Consider the following 14,003-nt stretch of genomic DNA (forward strand, 5'->3'; position numbering starts at 1 on the left):
GCGCAAGGCGCGCGGCACCGGCCCGCGCCGCTCGATCGAGGAGAACCCAACGTGCCGCAACGACATCCGCAACCCGCCCATCCGGCCGACGGCATCTACTTCGGGCTGATGTCGGGAACCAGCATGGACGGCGTCGACGGCGTCGCCGTGCGTTTCGAGACCGGCCGCGCACCGGTCGTGCTCGCGGAAGCGTTCGTCGGCTTCGCGCAATCGCTGCGCGACGCGTTGTTCGCGCTGCAGCAGCCCGGCGACAACGAGATCGACCGCGAATCGGTCGCGGCGAACGCGCTCGTCGCCCGCTATGCGGTGTGCTGTCACGAGCTGCAGCGCACGGCCGGCCTGACGCGCGATGAAATCCACGCGATCGGCGTGCACGGCCAGACGGTCCGGCACCGTCCGGAGCGCGGCTACACGCGCCAGCTCAACAACCCGGCGCTCCTTGCCGAGCTCACCCATCTCGACGTGATCGCCGATTTCCGCAGCCGCGACGTCGCGGCCGGCGGCCACGGCGCGCCGCTCGCGCCGGCGTTCCATGCGACGGTGTTCGGCGCGCCGGGAAACACGCGGGTCGTCTGCAATCTTGGCGGTATCAGCAACATCACGATCCTGCCCGGCGAAGGCGGCGACGTGCGCGGCTTCGATTGCGGGCCCGCGAACGCGCTGCTCGACGAATGGGCGACGCGCCACCTCGGCAAGCCGTACGACGACGGCGGCAAGTTCGCGGCGCGCGGCAACGTGCACGGGCCGCTGCTCGACGCGCTGCTCGACGAGCCCTACTTCGCCGCGCCGCCGCCGAAAAGCACCGGTCGCGACCTGTTCAATCCCGCGTGGCTCGACGCGAAGCTCGCCGCTTTCGCGCAAGTCGCACCGGAGGACGTGCAGGCGACGTTGACGGCGCTCACCGCCGTTTCCGTGGCCCGCGAGATCGCGCAGCACGCGCCGGCGTGCAAGGCCGTGTTCGTCTGCGGCGGCGGCGCCCGCAATCCGGTGCTGCTCGATGCGCTCAGGAATGCGCTGCAGAAGGCCGGCGTGCCGGCGACGGTCGATACGACGGCCGCGCTCGGCGTACCGCCGCAACAGGTCGAGGCGCTTGCGTTCGCATGGCTCGCCTATCGCTTCACCGCGCGCCAGCCGGGCAATCTCGCGAGCGTGACGGGTGCCGCGGGCGAACGCGTGCTCGGCGCGCTGTATCCGCGCTGACGGCCCGACCAAGCCGGCGCGGTTCGCACCGCTTACAGGAATAAAAAAACGGGGCATCAGCCCCGTTTTTCATTCCGGCGAACCGGACAGGATCCGTCGTGCGCTCAGACCGAGAACGACGAACCGCACCCGCAGGTGGTCGATGCGTTCGGGTTCTTGATCACGAACTGGGCGCCGTTGAGGTCGTCCTTGTAGTCGATCTCGGCGCCGACCAGGTACTGGTAGCTCATCGAGTCGATCAGGAGCTGGACGCCGTTCTTGTTCATCACGGTGTCGTCCTCGTTGACTTCCTCGTCGAACGTGAAGCCATACTGGAAGCCCGAGCAGCCGCCGCCCTGCACGAACACGCGCAGCTTCAGGTCGGGATTGCCCTCTTCGTCGATCAGTTGCTTGACCTTGTCGGCCGCGGCGTCGGTGAAGACGAACGGAACCGGCATTTCGGTGGTCGTTGCTGCGGATTCGGTAACAGCGTTCATGCGAACTCTCCAAAAAGCTTTAGCCGCTATTGTAGGGCCGATCAGAAGATCGTGCTGATGTCCATGAAATCAATAGGTTCTTGTTGATTTCAATGCGCGGCCCGGCACGCGGACGGCCACCGAGCGGGCATAAAAAAACCGCCAGCGCGAAAACTGGCGGTTTTTCCGGCGAACACCGCCCGAAAGCGGCGCGGCCATGAAGCGGAATTAACGCTTCGAGAACTGCTTTGCGCGACGTGCCTTGCGCAGACCAACCTTCTTACGCTCGACTTCACGTGCATCGCGCGTGACGAAGCCTGCGTTCGACAGCGACGGCTTCAGCGTTGCATCGTAGTCGATCAGCGCGCGGGTGATGCCGTGACGCACTGCGCCTGCCTGACCCGTTTCGCCGCCGCCGTTGACGTTGACCTTGATGTCGAACGTCTGGCCGTGGTTCGTGAGTTCCAGCGGTTGACGCACGATCATCAGCGACGTTTCACGCGAGAAGTAGTCAGCGATGGGCTTGCCGTTGACGATGATGTCGCCCTTGCCAGCCTTGATGAAGACACGTGCGACTGCGCTCTTGCGGCGGCCCGTACCGTAGTTCCAGTTACCGATCATGTGGGTCCCCTTAGATCTCGAGCGCCTTCGGCTGTTGAGCCGAGTGCGGATGCGTCGCTTCTGCGTAGACCTTCAGCTTCTTGATCATCGCGTAGCCGAGCGGGCCCTTCGGCAGCATGCCCTTGACCGCCTTCTCGAGCGCACGGCCCGGGAAGCGTTCTTGCATCTTGCCGAACGTCGTTTCATAGATACCGCCCGGGTAGCCCGAGTGACGGTAGTACTTCTTGTCCAGAGTCTTGTTGCCCGTGACCTTCAACTTGCTTGCGTTGACGATGATGATGAAATCACCGGTGTCGACGTGCGGGGTGAACTCAGGCTTGTGCTTGCCGCGCAGACGGCGTGCCACTTCGCTGGCAACACGGCCGAGAACCTTATCCGTCGCGTCAATCACGTACCATTCGCGCGTCACCTCATGGGCTTTTGCGGAAAACGTCTTCATGATCGATCCAAAAAAAATGCTTTGCCCGATGTGTTCGTCCTGCTTGTCTGTGTGCGCTTCGAGGCGCGGTGCAGGCTCTCCCTGTTCTTTTTCCGTGGGCATGAATGCGGAAAAGCCCTGAATTATAAAGGAAATACCGCAGCACGGTCAAAGAGAATCCATGCCCCGTGCCGGCGGCGCCCGAAATGGGCCAAAATCCGGTCGTGCCCCAACACACCAGGCGAACCGAGCGCCCGGGGAGGCACCCATCGACGCGCGGCACGCAACCCTGCCGCGCCAGACCGGTCGAACACGGAAAACAACAAACAAGCATGATGAAACAACGACTTACGCCCTTTCTCGCGGCCGCGTTGCTGGCCGCCGCGACACCTGCCATCGCCGCCCGGGCCGGCTGCGAAGCCAAGCTCGACGCCCTCGATGCCCGGATCGCCGACGCCCGCGGCACCCATGCCGAAGAGCGCATCGCGCGCCTGCGCGCCGTTCGCGCACGCGTACGCCACTTCTGCGCGCACGGTCACGGCCAGGCGTCGGCCGACAACGCGCCCGCGCCCGCCGCGCGTTCGACGGACACGCCGCCCGGCGCGGCGTCGCAGCCGCCTGCAAGGCAGCCGGCCTGACCGGCGTCAACCCGCGGTGCCGGAACGTGCAAACCGCGGGTCGATACTTGCATGGGACGAAAAAAAGCCCGAACGGCTGGTTCGGGCTTAATCCACCTCAGGAGGAGAGTGGAGGAGACATGCGGAGGTTGCCGCAGCGCGACAACCAATGAGGCTCATTATACGAACGGGTTTTCGACTGCACAAGAAAATTTGCATTGCGAAATCCAAAACCACAATGCGGGATGCATCAGGCTCGCAGGGGCCCGACACATTTTTCCCTTTGAAATCAATTGTCTGGGCAAAAACCGCGGGATCGACGAACTGTCGCATCTAGAGCAAAACCCCTAAAGCAGACAGGGAAATCGGCGTTCGGGGCCCCGTTGGGCAGCATCGACGCGACCGCGGCATTTCGCGTCGTGCAGCGCATCAGCCGACCATTGCGCCGCGGGCTACAATGCCGGATCGAATCCGAATCAGGCAACGCTGGAGTGCAAGCATGGAATGCAAAGTAAGCTGGATGGGTCAGGACGGCATGGCGTTTTCGGCCCAGACCGGAAGCGGGCATCTCGTCGCGATGGACGGCGCGCCGGAAGGCGGCGGTCATAACCTCGCACCGCGCCCGATGGAAATGGTGCTGGTCGGCACCGGCGGCTGCACCGCGTACGACGTCGTGCTGATCCTGAAGAAGAGCCGCCAGGAAGTCACCGGCTGTTCGGTCACGCTGAAGGCCGAACGCGCGAGCGAAGATCCGAAGGTGTTCACGAAGGTCCACTTCCACTTCACCGTCACGGGCCGCAACCTGAACCCGGCCACGGTCGAGCGCGCGATCAACCTGTCGCACGACAAGTACTGTTCCGCGTCGATCATGATCGCGAAGACGGCCGAACTCACGCATTCGTTCGACATCGTCGCCGACTGATCGCACGGCGGCCGCGCATGAGAAAAAGGGCCGGCGCTCCGATGGAGCGCCGGCCCTTTCGCATTCGAACGGCAAAGCAGGCCGATAAGCCGGATTCTGTGCACGCTGCGCACCGAAGCGCACAACGCGTGGCAGCCATTCCTCTAGGCGCGCCATTGCTGACGCGCTCAAGCTTCCTACCCGCAGACGAGACGGGGGCCCCGTCCTGCATCCGAAAATGCGCGCCTGCCTACTTGGAATTGCTCCGGGTGGAGGTTACCGTGCCGGCGAACGTCGCCGTCGCCGCGGTGCGCTCTTACCGCACCGTTTCACCCTTACCTGATCCCGGCTTGCGCCGGGCCATCGGCGGTTTGCTTTCTGTTGCCCTGTTCCGCGTGTCGCCACGGATGGCCGTTAGCCATCACCCTGCCCTGCGGAGTCCGGACTTTCCTCGCCCCCGCCTGCCCGAAGGCGGCGAGGCCGCGACTGCCTGGCCTGCTTTGCGACGCGCATTCTAGCACTGCGCGCCGCCGTCGGCAGCACGCGCGCGCCGGCCGCTGCGGAACACCGCCGGATCGTCGTAGAACGCGGCCTCGGCATTCGCGTCGCACCAGCCCGGCACGCCGAGCACCGGCAACGGTGCGAAATCGCGGCTCGTCAGCGCGCGCGTCGCGAGTTCGCCGGCGATCCGCGCGTCCAGATGCGCGGCTCGCTGCGCGTCGGACCAACAGAAATAGTCGTCGCTCACTTCGATGATCCACGCGTGCGCGGTGCAGGACTTGTAGGGCGCGACGAGCTGCTCGAGCAGCGCATGGCCGACGAGCCGCGCCTCGCAGCGCGTGCCCCACGCGTCGCGCGCGGCCACGAGCAATTGCTGCCAGCTGAAGCCGCGCAGTGCATCGGCAAGCGTGCGGTCGGCCGTCACGAACAGCGCGGCGTTCTCGTCGAACAGCGTCAGCGCATCGCGCAGCGTGCCGCGCACCGGCCCGACGCCGCCCGCGGCATCGATCGCCGCGGCCTGGCGGGCATTCAGCGCGGCCTTGGTACGCGGATACGCGAACCAGACGAGCGCATTGAAGAAGTCGTGAAGATTGTGGCGGGTCGGCACGCGACCCGTGTCGGCGATATGAGTCTCGTACGCAATGCCGGGCGGCAGTTCGGCCTGCGGCACGAAACGAAGCGGCTTGCCACGACCGCTCGCGTGCGCGCCGCCTTGCAGCGCGCCGTTCAGCGCGTCGAGCAGCGCGACCTCGCCCGCGAGCGCGGCCGCCTGCAGCGTACGACCGGGCTGCGCGTAACACGCGAGCCACGGCGCGGACCAGTCGATCCGCGCGAACGCCGCCGCCGCTGCGCCGGCCGTCTGGCCGGCGACGCGCGGCGGCGAGGCCGTCACGCGAACTTCCACCCGATCGTTTCGCCGGCGCGCAGCGGCACGACCGGCGTATCGCCCGCGAAGACCTCGCGCGGCAGTTCCCAGGTCTCGCGACGCAGCGTGATCGTGTCGGTGCTGTGCGGCAGCCCGTAGAAATCGGCGCCGAAGCGGCTCGCGAAATTCTCCAGCTTGTCGAGCGCGCCGGCCTTGTCGAACGCTTCCGCATACAGCTCGAGCGCGTGCAGCGCCGTGTAGCAGCCCGCGCAGCCGCACGCGGTTTCCTTTGCGTCGCGTGCGTGCGGCGCGCTGTCGGTGCCGAGGAAGAAGCGCGGGTTGCCCGAGGTCGCCGCTTCCACGAGCGCGACGCGATGCGTCTCGCGCTTCAGCACCGGCAGGCAGTAATAGTGCGGGCGGATCCCGCCGACGAACAGCGCGTTGCGGCTGTACAGCATGTGCTGCGGGGTGATCGTCGCGCCGAGCAGGCCCGGCGCCGCGTCGGCGTCGCGCACGTAGTCGGCCGCATCCTTCGTCGTGATGTGCTCGAACACCACCTTCAGGCCCGGGAAATCGCGGCGCAGCGGCGTCATCACGCGGTCGATGAACACCTTCTCGCGATCGAACATGTCGATCGCCGGATCAGTCACCTCGCCGTGCACGAGCAGCGGCATGCCGGTTTCCTCCATCACCTCGAGCGTCTTCGCGCACTTCGCGAGATCGCTGACGCCGTGGTCGGAATTCGTTGTCGCACCGGCCGGATACAGCTTCACGCCGTGCACGAAACCGCTGTCGCGCGCGCGGCGGACCTCGTCGGGCGCCGTGTTGTCGGTCAGGTACAGCGTCATCAGCGGCTCGAACGTCATGCCCGCCGGCAGCGCGGCGAGGATCCGCTCGCGATAGGCCTGCGCATGCGCGGTGGTCGTGACGGGCGGCTTCAGGTTCGGCATCACGATCGCGCGGGCGAACTGGCGGGCGGTGTGCGGCAGCACCGCGGCCAGCATGTCGCCGTCGCGCAGGTGCAGGTGCAGGTCGTCGGGACGGGCGAGCGTGAGCGTCGCCGGAGAGGAAGCGTTCGAGGCAGTCATAGGAGGCGTCGTGAGGAACGGGCTGGCGAAACGGGCTGGCCATCTGCGGGGCCGGAACGCGCGTGCGCGGGCCGACTGACGGCAAACCGCAACACGCGGCCTTCGGCCGGCGGAATCCGCTTTTTACCGCTCAAGGCTCGGTGATATGCTAGAAGCCATATTGTACCGGGGTTCACCCGGTTGGTTACCCTGCTTCCGCCCCCGCCCCCAAGTAAAATGTGCCAACTCCTTGGAATGAACTGCGCCGCGCCGACGGACGTCACATTCTCCTTCACGGGTTTCGCGGCTCGGGGCGGCCTCACCGATCACCATGCCGACGGCTGGGGCATCGCGTTCTTCGAAGATAAAGCCTGCCGCCTCTTCATCGACCAGCAGGCGTCGGCCACGTCGCCGCTCGCGGAAATGGTGAAGCGCTACCCGATCAAGTCCAAGAACACGATCGCGCACATCCGCAAGGCCACGCAGGGCCACATCCTGCTCGAGAACAGCCATCCGTTCATGCGCGAGCTGTGGGGGCGCCACTGGATCTTCGCGCATAACGGCGATCTGCAGGACTACGAACCCGATCTCGACGGCAGCGTCTACCACCCGGTCGGCACGACCGACAGCGAGAAGGCGTTCTGCGTGCTGATGCAGGGGCTGCGCGAAGCGTTCCCCGGCGCGCAGCCGCCGTTGCCGGAGCTGTTCGAGCGCGTCGGCGAGCTGACGCGCGACATCACCGATCACGGCGTGTTCAACTTCCTGATGTCGAACGGCCAGGCGCTCTTCGCGCACTGCTCGACGCGGCTGCACTACCTCGTGCGGCGCTGGCCGTTCTCGACCGCGCACCTGGTCGACGAAGACCTGTCGATCGACTTCGCGAAATACACGACGCCCGAGGATCGCGTGGCGGTGATTGCCACGCAGCCGCTGACCGACAACGAAATCTGGACCTCGTTCGAACCGGGCGAGCTGATCATGTTCCAGTGCGGCGACGTCGCCGCGCGGATGCAGATCCCGGTGCCGGAGCGCGTGCTCGAGAAGCTGCGCAATCCGGCGCTCGATGCGTCGGCGTCCTCGCCGTGCGCCGGTGCCGCCGTGCGCCGCGCGGCGCTGGCGGCCAGCGGCGCGGACGACGGCGACGATCCGATCGATTTCTGAGCCGCGCGGCTCGCACCCTTCCCCGCTTCCTATCCCTTTCCGGCGCTCGCCATGCGACGGCGCGATCGTCGGTCGTGCCCGTTTGGCGTAGCCGGCGATCGGCACCGTTGCGCATGAGCGCGGAAAATCGCACCGCTCAGCCGCCCGCAGCCGTATTTCCGTTTCGTCGGAACCCGCCGACGAAAAAAAACCGCCCGGCGTTTCGGCCGGGCGGTTTTCGCATCGCGGATGCACGAACGCTCAGTGCAGGATTTTCGCGAGGAAGTCCTTCGCGCGATCCGACTTCGGGTTCGCGAAGAACTCTTCCTTGCGGTCGTCCTCGACGATCGCGCCCTTGTCCATGAAGACCACGCGATGGGCGACCTTCTTCGCGAAGCCCATTTCGTGCGTGACGACCATCATCGTCATCCCTTCCTGCGCGAGTTCGACCATCACGTCGAGCACCTCGTTGATCATCTCCGGATCGAGCGCCGACGTCGGTTCGTCGAACAGCATCGCGATCGGGTCCATCGACAGCGCGCGCGCGATCGCGACCCGCTGCTGCTGGCCGCCCGACAGCTGGCCCGGAAACTTGTGCGCATGCGCCTTCAGCCCGACGCGATCGAGCAGCTTCATGCCCTTGTCGGCCGCTTCGTCCTTGCCGCGGCCGAGCACCTTGATCTGCGCGAGCGTCAGGTTCTCGGTGATCGACAGGTGCGGAAACAGCTCGAAATGCTGGAACACCATCCCGACCTTCGAGCGCAGCTTCGACAGGTTCGTCTTCTTGTCGCCGACCGACTGGCCGTTCACGAGGATCTCGCCCTGCTGGAACGGCTCGAGGCCGTTCACGGTCTTGATCAGCGTCGACTTGCCCGAGCCCGACGGACCGCACACGACGACCACTTCGCCTTTCTTGACCTCGGTCGTGCAATCGGCGAGGACCTGAAACTGGCCGTACCACTTCGAAACGTTCTTGATGGAAATCATCTTGTGACCTTTTTCTGGAGACCTTTGACGAGGGCAGACGCCACCGAGCAAATCACGAAATAGCATGCACCCGCGAACAGGACCATCTCGACGGTCGTGCCGTCGCGATCGCCGATGTTGGCGGCGGTGCGGAAGAAGTCCGCGAGACTGATCACGTACACGAGCGACGTATCCTGGAACAGGACGATCGCCTGGGTGAGCAGCAGCGGCACCATCGCGCGAAACGCCTGCGGCAGGATCACGAGGCGCATGGCCTGTGCGTAGTTCATGCCGAGCGCGAACGCGGCGTTGACCTGCCCGCGCGCCACCGCCTGGATGCCGGCGCGGATGATCTCGGAATAATACGCGGCTTCGAACAGCGAGAACGCGACCATCGCCGACGCAAGTCGGATGTCGATCGTCGGCGACAGCCCGAGCACGCCCTGCAGCACCTGCGGCACGATCAGGAAGAACCACAGCAGCACCATCACGAGCGGGATCGAGCGGAACAGCGTCACGTAGCCCTTCGCGAACCACGCGAGCGGCTTCACGCCGGACAGCCGCATCAGCGCCAGCAGCGTGCCCCAGACGATGCCGACGACGATCGCGATCAGCGTGATCTTGAACGTGATGATCGCCCCCGACCACAGGGTCGGTACCGCGCCGGGAATACTACTCCAGTCGAACTGATGCATCACTTGCCTCCGATGTAGCCGGGCAGCCGCGTGCGGCCTTCGATCCAGCGCATGAACGCCATCACGACGAGGTTGATGAGCGCGTACGCGAGCGTGACCGCGATGAACGACTCGTAGGTCTGCGCGGTATAGTCGACCAGCTGGCGCGCCTGCGCGGACAGGTCGAGCAGACCGATCGTCGACGCGACCGCCGAATTCTTGAAGATGTTCAGGAACTCGGACGTGAGCGGCGGCACGATGATCCGGTAGGCAACCGGCAGCAGCACGTAGCGGTACGTCTGCCATTGCGTGAAGCCCATCGCGAGGCCGGCCGCGCGCTGGCCCTTCGGCAGCGCGTTGATCCCCGAGCGCACCTGTTCGCACACGCGCGCGCCGGTGAACAGGCCGAGACAGACGATCGACGCGGTGAAGAACTGCGTGCCGGGCGGCAACTGCTTGATCCAGGTGCCGATCGATGCAGGCAGCAGTTCGGGTATCACGAGATACCAGATGAAGAACTGCACGATCAGCGGGATGTTCCGGAAGATCGACACGTACACGGTGCCGATCGCGGACAGCCATTTGTTCGGCACCGTGCGCAGCACGCCGAACAGCGAACCGACGACCAGCGCGATGACCCAGGCGACGAGCGATACCTCGATCGTCACCAGGAAGCCGGACAGCAGCCAGCCGAAGTAGGTCGTCGGCTCGCCGGTCGACACGGGGCTCAGGAAGATGCCCCAGTTCCAGTGGTAAGACATGGGCAAGACTCCAGCAAAAAGAAACGGAAGAAGCGTGGCCTCTTCCGTTTCAGTAGCATCATTTCTGCATCAACAACCGCGTGGTCAGTCGAGCGCCTTGTCGTTCGGGTTCGCGTACAGCTTCTTCATCGACTCGGACAGCGGGAAGTTGAGGTTCAGCCCCTTCGGCGGGATCGGGTTCTCGAACCACTTCGCGTAGATCTTCGCGGCTTCGCCCGACTTCTCGACTTGCGAGATCGCGTCGTCGACGACCTTCTTGAAGTCCGCATCGCCCTTGCGCATCATGCAGCCGTACGCCTCTTCCGATTGCGGCGTGCCGACGATCACCCACTCGCCCGGCTGCTTCGCCTTCGCGCGCTCGCCCGCGAGCAGCGCGTCGTCCATCATGAACGCGACCGCGCGGCCCGACTCGAGCGTGTTGAACGAGTCGCCGTGGTCCTTCGCGCTGATGATGTTCATGCCCAGCTGCTTGTCGTTGTTCATCTTGCGCAGCAGGCGCTCGGACGTCGTGCCGGCGGTGGTCACGACCGTCTTGCCCTTGAGGTCGGCGAAGTCCTTGATGCCGGAATCCTTCTTCGTCATCAGGCGCGTGCCGATCACGAAGATCGTGTCGGAGAACGCGGCTTGCTGCTGACGCTCGGTGTTGTTGGTCGTCGAGCCGCATTCGATATCGACCGCGCCGTTCTGCACGAGCGGGATGCGGTTCTGCGACGTGACCGGGATGTTCTTGACCTGCAGGTTCGGCAGGTTCAGCTTTTTCTTCACCGCGTCCACGATCTTCATCTGGAATTCGCGCGAATAGCCGACGACCTGCTGGCTCTGGTCATAGTAGGAGAACGGGATCGACGATTCGCGGTGCCCCAGCGCGATCACGCCCGAGTCCTTGATCTTCTTCAGCGTGCCGGTCTCCTGTGCATGCGCGCCGCTCGCGAACGCGCACAGCGCCGCGACCATCAGGACTGCCTTGTGGTATTTCATTTTGGTCATCTCCTTGGCTAAAACCCGCGCCAGTGTATCAAAGTAATATTTTTGAAAGAACTGGTTGTTAACCGCACTACGAATCGCTCTGTGCGAAGCCGTCCTCTCGACTCCGGGCACCGCGCTTGCGACGCCTGTTGCGACGCTCGCAACACCTGAATGCACGCGCGGGCGATGCCGGATTCGGCACCGCCCGCGAGGGTTCATGCACGCAAACGGGTGGATTGCGTCATGCTTCGATCGTAGTCAACCGATCGACGATCGGCAATGATGGATCAGGGGTAGAGGCCGCGCATTTCGCGCGCCATCAGGATGCGCTTGCACGCAACGATGAACGCTGCCGTACGCACCGTCACCTTGTGCTCTTCCGACACCGCCCACACGCCGGCGAACGCTTCGCGCATCACGCGCTCGAGACGGTGGTTGATCTCGTCTTCCGTCCAGAAGAAGCTCGAGAAATCCTGCACCCACTCGAAGTACGACACGGTCACGCCGCCTGCGTTCGCGATCACGTCGGGGATCACGAGCACGCCGTTCGCGCTCAGGATGTCGTCGGCCGCGGTGGTCGTCGGGCCGTTCGCGCCTTCGACGATGATCTTCGTGCGGATCTTCGATGCGTTCTTCTCGGTGATCTGGTTTTCCAGTGCCGCCGGGATCAGGATGTCGGTTTCGACCGTCCAGAACTCGTCGTTCGGCATCGGTTCAGCACCTTCGAAGCCCGCGACGCCGCCCGTGCGTGCCACGTGGTCGAGCAGCTTGTTCGAATCGAGGCCGGCCGGCTGGTAGATCGTGCCCGTGTGATCCTGTACCGCGATCACCTTCGCACCCGCTTCCTGGAACAGCTTCGCCGCGATGCCGCCGACGTTGCCGAAGCCCTGCACCGCGATGCGCGCCCCTTCGATTTCCAGGCCCTTCTTCTTCGCCGCTTCGGAGCCGACGACGAACACGCCGCGGCCCGTTGCTTCCTTGCGGCCGAGCGAACCGCCGAGCGAGATCGGCTTGCCGGTCACGACGCCGGTCGACGTCTGGCCCTGGTTCATCGAGTACGTGTCCATCATCCACGCCATCACCTGTTCGTTGGTGTTGACGTCCGGTGCCGGAATGTCCGTGTTCGGCCCGATGATGATGCCGATTTCGCTGGTGTAGCGGCGCGTCACGCGCTCGAGCTCACCACGCGACAGCTTGCGCGGGTCGACGCGGATGCCGCCCTTCGCACCGCCGTACGGCACGTTCACGGCCGCGTTCTTCACCGACATCCATGCGGACAGTGCCATCACTTCCGACAGCGTCACGTCCTGGTGGTAGCGCACGCCGCCCTTGCCCGGACCGCGCGACACGTTGTGCTGCACGCGATAGCCTTCGAAGTGGGCGACGGTGCCGTTGTCGAGTTCGATCGGGCAGTCGACGATCAGGATGCGCTTCGGACGCTTCAGCGTTTCCAGCCAGCGCGACAGCGAACCGAGGTACGGTGCGACGCGATCGACCTGCTGAAGGTAGTTGCCCCACGGGCCGAGATCGTCGGCGTGAAGGTAGGACGGGATGGACTGCAGTTGCGAAGACATGGACGCTCCAACGTTCAACGGATTGCGCACATTGTCGAAAAACCCCTTTTTTTTATCCAATGCCGTTTGCTTATTCGATTATGCGTTTCTTGCATGATCGCGATTTTTCGCAAATCCGCGGTCGATTTGCGCAAGAACGCGCGCGATCGACCGTGCATCGCGTGCGTGAAAAATTGTGGGGAAAGGTGCGGGACGCCCGCCGGACAGGCTTCCGACAGGGTTGGAAGCGGGCCGTCAGCCGCGCGCGGTCGGTCGTCCGGCCAGCCCGCTTGGTCCGGTCAAGCTGGTTAGGCGGGTTAACCGCCCGCGGTTAACCGGTCGTTTCGCGCAGTTCGTCGCGCACGACTTCCCACAGCGCGCGCACGAGCTTCTGGTGCGGATCGTCGCCCTGCAGCACGAGCTTGTCGCAATACAGGCGGATTTCCATCGTCAGCGTGAACGGATGCGTGCCGCCGCGCGTGGAACGGTCGAGCCGGACCAGGCGGCCGCCGGCGACCGCGTCCTCGACCGCGCTGTGCGGCAGGAACGCGACGCCGTGGCCCGCGAGCGCCATCGCCTTCAGCCCTTCGGCCATGTCGGTCTCGTACACGCGATCGAGGAACAGCGACGTCGGTGCGTTCGCAATGATGACTTCGGTCATCCGGCCGAGATACGCGTTCGGCGTGTACGACAGGTACGGCACGCGCGCATCGGCCGTGCCCGGCAGCGTGTAGCGCGGCCGCCCCGCGCGGCCCGGCGCCGAGAACGCGCTGATCGGCTCGCTGCCGAGCACCAGCATGTCGTAGCGGGCCGGGTCGAGTGCGACCGGGTGGCTGGGATGGTGATAGCCCATCACGAGATCGCAGCCGCCCTCGACGAGCGACAGCACGGCGTCGTGCACGTTCAGCGCGCGCAGCCGCGTGTGGACCTGCCCCATCTTCGCCTCGATCCGCTGCAGCCAGCGCGGAAAATACGTGAGCGACAGCGTGTGCGGCACGGCGAATTCGATGGTCGGCACCGGCGCGCCCACGTGGCCGCGCAGCAGCGTGCGCGCCTCGTGCGCCTGCGACAGCATCGTCAGCGCCTGCTCGTAGAAGATCTGGCCGGCCTGCGTGAGCCGCGTCGGATAGACCGACCGATCGATCAGTTCGGTCGCGAGCCACGCCTCGAGCGCCTGGATGCGCCGCGAGAACGCCGGCTGCGACACGTGCCGCAGTTCGGCGGACCGGCTAAAGCTGCGCGTTTCCGCGAGCGAGACGAAGTCTTCGAGCCATTTCAGTTCCATGCAGGCGGGCGCG

At 65.2% G+C, this 14,003-nt stretch carries 15 protein-coding genes and 1 other RNA gene; 4 read left to right on the forward strand and 12 right to left on the reverse strand.

From position 1 onward, the window contains the following. The first annotated feature begins 51 nt into the window (after positions 1 to 51). A complete protein-coding gene (locus C7H84_RS08745; protein ID WP_121858444.1) occupies positions 52 to 1,200 on the forward strand; it encodes an anhydro-N-acetylmuramic acid kinase in 1,149 nt (382 codons plus the stop codon). 104 nt (positions 1,201 to 1,304) lie between these two features. On the opposite strand, the gene erpA is transcribed toward C7H84_RS08745, so the two are convergent. The 3 genes from erpA to rplM form a co-directional block, all read right to left on the reverse strand. After that, the gene (gene erpA / locus C7H84_RS08750; protein WP_121858445.1) at positions 1,305 to 1,676 is read right to left on the reverse strand and encodes an iron-sulfur cluster insertion protein ErpA; all 372 of its coding nucleotides are present in this window, start codon (positions 1,674 to 1,676) and stop codon (positions 1,305 to 1,307) included. Between the two features lie 207 nt (positions 1,677 to 1,883). Next, positions 1,884 to 2,276: a 30S ribosomal protein S9 gene (gene rpsI / locus C7H84_RS08755; protein ID WP_011883283.1), complete on the reverse strand. Its 393-nt coding sequence runs from the start codon at positions 2,274 to 2,276 to the stop codon at positions 1,884 to 1,886. A 10-nt stretch (positions 2,277 to 2,286) separates the two neighbouring features. Then, positions 2,287 to 2,715: a 50S ribosomal protein L13 gene (gene rplM, locus C7H84_RS08760; protein ID WP_041490553.1), complete on the reverse strand. Its 429-nt coding sequence runs from the start codon at positions 2,713 to 2,715 to the stop codon at positions 2,287 to 2,289. 311 nt (positions 2,716 to 3,026) lie between these two features. On the opposite strand from rplM, the gene C7H84_RS08765 reads away from it, so the two are divergent. Together C7H84_RS08765 and C7H84_RS08775 are read left to right on the forward strand one after the other, a co-directional pair. Next, complete coding sequence (locus tag C7H84_RS08765) at positions 3,027 to 3,332, forward strand: DUF1090 family protein (protein ID WP_121858446.1); 306 nt, start codon at positions 3,027 to 3,029, stop codon at positions 3,330 to 3,332. 436 nt (positions 3,333 to 3,768) lie between these two features. Beyond that, positions 3,769 to 4,233 (forward strand): OsmC family protein, encoded by a 465-nt coding sequence (locus C7H84_RS08775; RefSeq protein WP_072465471.1) that lies wholly within the window; start codon positions 3,769 to 3,771, stop codon positions 4,231 to 4,233. Positions 4,234 to 4,302: 69 nt separating this feature from the next. Here the strand turns inward: C7H84_RS08775 and rnpB are convergent. The 3 genes from rnpB to pyrC form a co-directional block, all read right to left on the reverse strand. Next, positions 4,303 to 4,714, reverse strand: an RNA gene (gene rnpB, locus C7H84_RS08780) — RNase P RNA component class A. A gap of 12 nt (positions 4,715 to 4,726) precedes the next feature. Further along, on the reverse strand, positions 4,727 to 5,605 hold the full coding sequence (locus tag C7H84_RS08785) for a DUF3025 domain-containing protein (RefSeq protein ID WP_121858448.1): 879 nt from the start codon (positions 5,603 to 5,605) through the stop codon (positions 4,727 to 4,729). After that, positions 5,602 to 6,666, reverse strand: coding sequence for a dihydroorotase (pyrC, locus tag C7H84_RS08790; protein ID WP_121858449.1), 1,065 nt, complete (start codon positions 6,664 to 6,666; stop codon positions 5,602 to 5,604). Before pyrC ends, C7H84_RS08785 begins: the two co-directional genes overlap by 4 nt. 216 nt (positions 6,667 to 6,882) lie before the next feature. Here pyrC and C7H84_RS08795 point away from each other — a divergent pair, with 216 nt between their 5' ends. Continuing rightward, positions 6,883 to 7,806 carry a class II glutamine amidotransferase gene (locus tag C7H84_RS08795; RefSeq protein ID WP_121858450.1) on the forward strand — a complete coding sequence of 308 codons (924 nt, stop codon included), beginning with the start codon at positions 6,883 to 6,885 and terminating at the stop codon, positions 7,804 to 7,806. 240 nt (positions 7,807 to 8,046) lie between these two features. Here C7H84_RS08795 and C7H84_RS08800 read toward each other — a convergent pair whose 3' ends face one another. From C7H84_RS08800 to C7H84_RS08825, 6 genes are all read right to left on the reverse strand, one after another. Beyond that, positions 8,047 to 8,772, reverse strand: a complete 726-nt coding sequence (locus C7H84_RS08800) for an amino acid ABC transporter ATP-binding protein (protein ID WP_121858451.1) — start codon at positions 8,770 to 8,772, stop codon at positions 8,047 to 8,049. Beyond that, a complete protein-coding gene (gltK, locus tag C7H84_RS08805; RefSeq protein ID WP_121858452.1) occupies positions 8,769 to 9,446 on the reverse strand; it encodes a glutamate/aspartate ABC transporter permease GltK in 678 nt (225 codons plus the stop codon). The genes C7H84_RS08800 and gltK overlap by 4 nt, the downstream gene beginning before the upstream one ends. Continuing rightward, positions 9,446 to 10,186 carry an amino acid ABC transporter permease gene (locus C7H84_RS08810; RefSeq protein ID WP_121858453.1) on the reverse strand — a complete coding sequence of 247 codons (741 nt, stop codon included), beginning with the start codon at positions 10,184 to 10,186 and terminating at the stop codon, positions 9,446 to 9,448. The genes gltK and C7H84_RS08810 overlap by 1 nt, the downstream gene beginning before the upstream one ends. Before the next feature lie 84 nt (positions 10,187 to 10,270). After that, positions 10,271 to 11,164, reverse strand: a complete 894-nt coding sequence (locus C7H84_RS08815; protein ID WP_162999241.1) for a glutamate/aspartate ABC transporter substrate-binding protein — start codon at positions 11,162 to 11,164, stop codon at positions 10,271 to 10,273. Between the two features lie 275 nt (positions 11,165 to 11,439). Next, entirely contained in the window at positions 11,440 to 12,726 is a 1,287-nt protein-coding gene (locus tag C7H84_RS08820; protein WP_121858455.1) for a Glu/Leu/Phe/Val dehydrogenase, read from the reverse strand. A 310-nt stretch (positions 12,727 to 13,036) separates the two neighbouring features. Next, positions 13,037 to 13,990 carry a LysR substrate-binding domain-containing protein gene (locus C7H84_RS08825; protein ID WP_121858456.1) on the reverse strand — a complete coding sequence of 318 codons (954 nt, stop codon included), beginning with the start codon at positions 13,988 to 13,990 and terminating at the stop codon, positions 13,037 to 13,039. Positions 13,991 to 14,003: the final 13 nt, after the last annotated feature.

Origin of the sequence: Burkholderia sp. Nafp2/4-1b (genome assembly GCF_003635165.1) — a bacterium.
In the GTDB taxonomy this organism is placed as follows: Bacteria; Pseudomonadota; Gammaproteobacteria; order Burkholderiales; family Burkholderiaceae; genus Burkholderia.